The 4833-nt window shown below is 30.5% G+C and carries 3 protein-coding genes; 2 read left to right on the forward strand and 1 reads right to left on the reverse strand.

Annotation, left to right across the window (positions count from 1 at the left end):
* Positions 1-1664, reverse strand: a 1664-nt coding sequence (locus ACVC2P_RS15315) for an ABC-F family ATP-binding cassette domain-containing protein (protein WP_452599331.1), incomplete at its 3' end; no start/stop codon positions are given.
* 104 nt (positions 1665-1768) lie between these two features.
* Between ACVC2P_RS15315 and ACVC2P_RS15320 the strand changes: the two genes are divergently transcribed.
* Together ACVC2P_RS15320 and ACVC2P_RS15325 are read left to right on the forward strand one after the other, a co-directional pair.
* The gene (locus ACVC2P_RS15320; protein ID WP_452599332.1) at positions 1769-2569 is read left to right on the forward strand and encodes a polysaccharide biosynthesis/export family protein; all 801 of its coding nucleotides are present in this window, start codon (positions 1769-1771) and stop codon (positions 2567-2569) included.
* Between the two features lie 10 nt (positions 2570-2579).
* A partial coding sequence (locus ACVC2P_RS15325; RefSeq protein ID WP_452599333.1) for a polysaccharide biosynthesis tyrosine autokinase occupies positions 2580-4833 on the forward strand: 2254 nt, incomplete at its 3' end.

Below are 4833 nucleotides of genomic sequence, written 5' to 3' on the forward strand. Positions count from 1 at the left end.
TTGTAAGATAGTTTATTATTACTATCTTTTTTCCAACTGCTTTTTTCTTTTTTTGCAGTATCTGTTGTTTCAGAAATTACAGGTTTACTGTCATCGTAAGCTCTAAAGTCGCTATAATTGCCTGGGAAATCTTCTATAACACCTTCGCCTCTAAATACAAATAAGTGATCTACAATTTTGTCCATAAAATACCTATCGTGCGATACAACAATTAAACAACCAGGAAAATCTAGTAAGAAGTTTTCTAAAACGTTTAAAGTAACAATATCTAAATCGTTTGTAGGCTCATCTAAAATTAAAAAATTTGGATTCTGTATTAAAACGGTACATAGATATAGGCGTTTACGTTCGCCTCCACTTAGTTTTTCAACAAAATCGTATTGTTTTTTTCTATCAAATAAAAAACGCTCTAATAGTTGTTGGGCACTAATTTGTCTTCCTTTTTTTAAAGGGATGTAATCACCAAACTCTCTAACAACATCTATTACTTTTTGGTTAGGTTTAGGTGTTATACCAGCTTGAGTATAGTATCCTATTTTTACAGTTTCTCCAATGACTACTTTACCAGAGTCGGGTTCTATAGATTGTGTTAGTATATTTAAAAAAGAAGATTTACCTGTGCCGTTTTTTCCTATAATACCAGCACGTTCTCCTTTTTGAAACATATAATCGAACTTGTCCAGAATAATTTTGTCTTTATAGGCTTTGGATACTTTTTTGAGTTCTATAATTTTACTCCCTAAGCGTTCCATGTTTAATTCTAATTGTACAACATGGTCTTTTCTACGTTGGTGCGCTTTGTGTTTTATGTCTGCAAAATCGTCTATTCTAGATTTTGATTTTGTTGTTCTTGCTTTTGGCTGACGGCGCATCCAACCTAGTTCTTTTTTATATAACTGTTTAGCTTTGTTAGTTTCTACATGTTCTTGTTCTATTCGTGCTTCTTTTTTTTCTAAATAATACGAATAATTGCCTTTGTATGAGTATAGTTCTCCATGATCTAATTCTATAATCTCATTACATACACGCTCTAAAAAATAGCGGTCATGCGTTACCATAAATAAGGTAATGTTTTCTTTAGCGAAAAAAGATTCTAACCATTCAATCATTTCTAAATCTAAATGATTGGTAGGTTCATCTAAAATGAGTAAATCTGGTTTGTTTATTAATGCATTAGCTAAAGATAGTCTCTTTTTTTGGCCTCCAGATAGCGCACTTACTTTTTGGTTTAGATTTTCTAGTTTTAGTTTAAAAAGAATTTGCTTGTATTGTGTTTCAAAGTCCCAAGCATTATGGATGTCCATGTCTTCGAATGCTTTTTGGTAAGCATCCGTATCTTCTGGATTTAAAATAGCTTTTTCATACTGTTTTATAACTTTTAAAATTTCGCTATCAGAACTGAAAATAGTGCCTTCAATAGTTAAGTTACTATCTAAGTACGGTTCTTGAGGGAGAAACGATACTTTTATGTCTTTTCTAAAAATTACATTACCAGCATCTGGAGAATCTAATTTTGCCAAAATATTTAAAATGGATGTTTTTCCAGTACCATTTTTTGCAACAAATGCTATTTTTTGATCTTTATGTACACTAAAGGAAATATCTTTAAAAAGAGTTAGCTCTCCATAAGACTTCGCAATATTTTCTACGGTTAAATAATTCAATGGTTCAATTTTTTACAAATAACGGATAAAAAACCAAAAAAACCGATAAAAGTTTTATTCTTAACGACGAAAGGTTATATTTGTCATTAATCTATTTGCTAAAAATGAGGCGGTTTTTATTAGCTATTACTTTAATATTCAGTATTTTGTTTTCTTCTTGTATTACCAACAAAGATGTTGTTTATCTGCAAGATAAAGGTACACCTGTTAATGATTCTCTTTTGGTTAAAGAGTTATCTAAGCCATATCGGGTACAAATTAATGATGTCGTTAGTATAAATGTAAAAGCAATAGATGAAGAGGTTAAAAAATTAGTCTCTCTATTTAACCCTGTTGAAACCCAAAGAGAAGCACAGGGTCAACAAGATTTATATTTCAATGGTTTTACTGTAGATTTACACGGTAATATTAAATTTCCAATTCTTGGAGATGTTAATGTTTTGGGATATACTATAGATGAAATTGCAGCTAAGGTTAAAGAAGAAATACTTACTAAATATTTAAAATCTACCACGCAAATATTTGTAACAGTTAAGTTAGCAGGTTTACGTTATACGGTTACAGGAGAAGTAGGAGGTACAGGCGTATTTACATTATTCCAAGATCGTGTTAACATTATAGAAGCACTTGCTAATGCCGGGGATATAAGAAATACTGGAGATAGGACAGATGTGTTAATAATAAGGCAATATCCACAAGGACAGAAAATTCATCATATCGATTTAACTGATGTTGCTGCCTTACAATCTCCATATTATTACATCCAACCTAATGATATGATTTTAGTGAAACCTTTAAAGAGAAAAGCAATTGGAGCTGGTGAAACAGCAACTCAAACATTAACGACTATTGCTTCTATATTTTCGGTATTAGTGTCCACTTACTTTTTAGCTAGAAACCTATAAGTTTAACTTTATGAATGACGAATTTGAAATTTCGGAATCTCAACAGATTTCATTTGATGTTAAGGCATTTTTATTTAAAGCCCTTAGTTATTGGAAGTTATTTGTGCTGTGTATAGGAATAGGTGTTTTTATAGTATACCAGCAAAATATAAGAAAACAACAATCTTATAAATTAAGTACTCAAATTTCTGTTGAAGATGATAAGAATCCTTTATTTACCTCTAATACTAGTTTAACTTTCAATTGGGGAGGTGTTTCAGGTAAAGTAAAAACAATTATTACAAGTTTACAATCTCGATCTAACCATGAAAAAGTAGTAGATAATCTTAAATTTTACATTGGTTACTTAAAACAATCTCGATTTAGAAAAGATGATATTTACAAAGCGGCACCGTTTAGGGCTAGGCTTAAGGATAATGAGTTTCAAGCTATAGGTAAGCCTATTAAAATTGTTTTTTTAGAGAACGATATGTATAGGTTATCTACGAATTTTGAGTCTAACTTAGTTGCTACTCAAAACTTTACTACAAAAGAGAAAGGTACAGCAGATGTTATTATAGGAGAGCAAGATTATACCTATAAGTTAGGCGAATTAGTAGAACTTCCTTTTTTTAACGGAACTATATTTTTAGCAGATAAAAGACGTGTAAATGTTGGAGATGAGTACTTTTTACAATTTACTAGTTTTGACCAAGTTGTGGCATATTATAAAGGACGATTATCTATATCTAATCCTAAAAGTTCTGCTATTTTAAATTTAAGTATTACAGATGTAAACAAAGCTAAAATTGTTGATTATTTAAATGAAACTGTAGAAGTCTTAAGTGAAGATCAACTAGAGCGAAAAAACTTATTTGTTACAAATACTATTGCTTTTATAGATGAACAATTAAAAAAGGTTAAGGATGAATTAAACACAAATGCAGATTCGTTAAACGATTACAGGCAAGAGAATAAAATATATAACCTAGATGACGAAAGTTTAGCACTAAGTAGCAAGTTATCTACTCTAGAATTAGATATAGATAATATAAATAAAAAATTAGCTTATTATGCGCAACTAAAAACCTATTTAGAAACGAGTAAGACGTTTACAAAGCTTCCAGCACCAGCAATTGCAGGAATAGATGATGCTAATATACTCTCTAATATAGCGAAGATAAATACACTGTCTGTACAGAAATCTAAATACGAATCTACAGTTAGAAGCAGTTCTTCAATTTTTACAGATTTAGACTCTCAGATAGAGGCGATTAAAATGGTGCTTTTAGAAAATATAAGCTCGGCTAAAGGAGGATTGCAAAGAGAAAGACAATTTATTAATTCTAAAATTGGAGTAACAGAATCTAAGTTTAGAAAATTACCAAAAGACCAACAAAAGCTATTAAATATTCAGAGACAGTATTCATTAAACGAACAAAGTTATAATCTGTTTTTAGCCAAAAGGAGTGAGGCTAATATTATAAAAGCGGCTAACGTTTCAGACATATTAGTTATTGATCCAGCTAAGGATACAGATGTAAAAGCTATAGATTTAAAATTAAGATCTCGTTATGTATTTGCTGTTTTAGGTGGGTTTTTACCGCCATTATTACTTGCTTTTTTAGTAACATTTTTAGATACCAAATTACATAACCCGCAAAATTTAGAAAACCTTTCGGCAATACCATTATTGGGAGTTGTGGGTAAAAATACAATAGATAATAATTTAATAGTACATACAAAGCCTAAGTCTACTGTAGCAGAGGCATTTAGATCTATACGGTCTAGTCTTCAATACATGTATAAAAAACACAATTTAAATGGTTCTAAAACGGTTATGTTAACCTCTTCGGTTAGTGGAGAAGGTAAAACGTTTTGCTCTATAAATATAGCAACGGTGTTTGCATTAAGTGGTAAAAAAACAGTATTAGTAGGATTAGATTTAAGAAAACCTAAAATATTTGGAGATTTTGATATTAAAAATGATGTAGGAGCTGTAAACTATTTAATAGGACAAAAAACGTTAGATGAGGTCACACAAGAAACTAAGGTAAATAATCTAGATGTTATTACCTCTGGACCAATACCACCTAATCCATCTGAGTTACTTATAGGTGAAACTATGGATAAGCTTATTACAGAATTAAGAGAAAAATACGATTATATTGTTCTAGATACTCCGCCAGTAGGTTTAGTGTCCGATGCATTAGAATTATTAGATTATGTAGACGCTTCTTTATATGTTGTAAGACAAGACTACACTAAAAAAGGCATGTTAAACC

This window comes from Pontimicrobium sp. MEBiC01747 (genome assembly GCF_053601635.1).

Excerpts from the sequence above, each read along its gene's own strand:
- ACVC2P_RS15320 (WP_452599332.1), top strand. The coding sequence starts at position 1,769 with ATGAGGCGGTTTTTATTAGCTATTACTTTAATATTCAGTATTTTGTTT.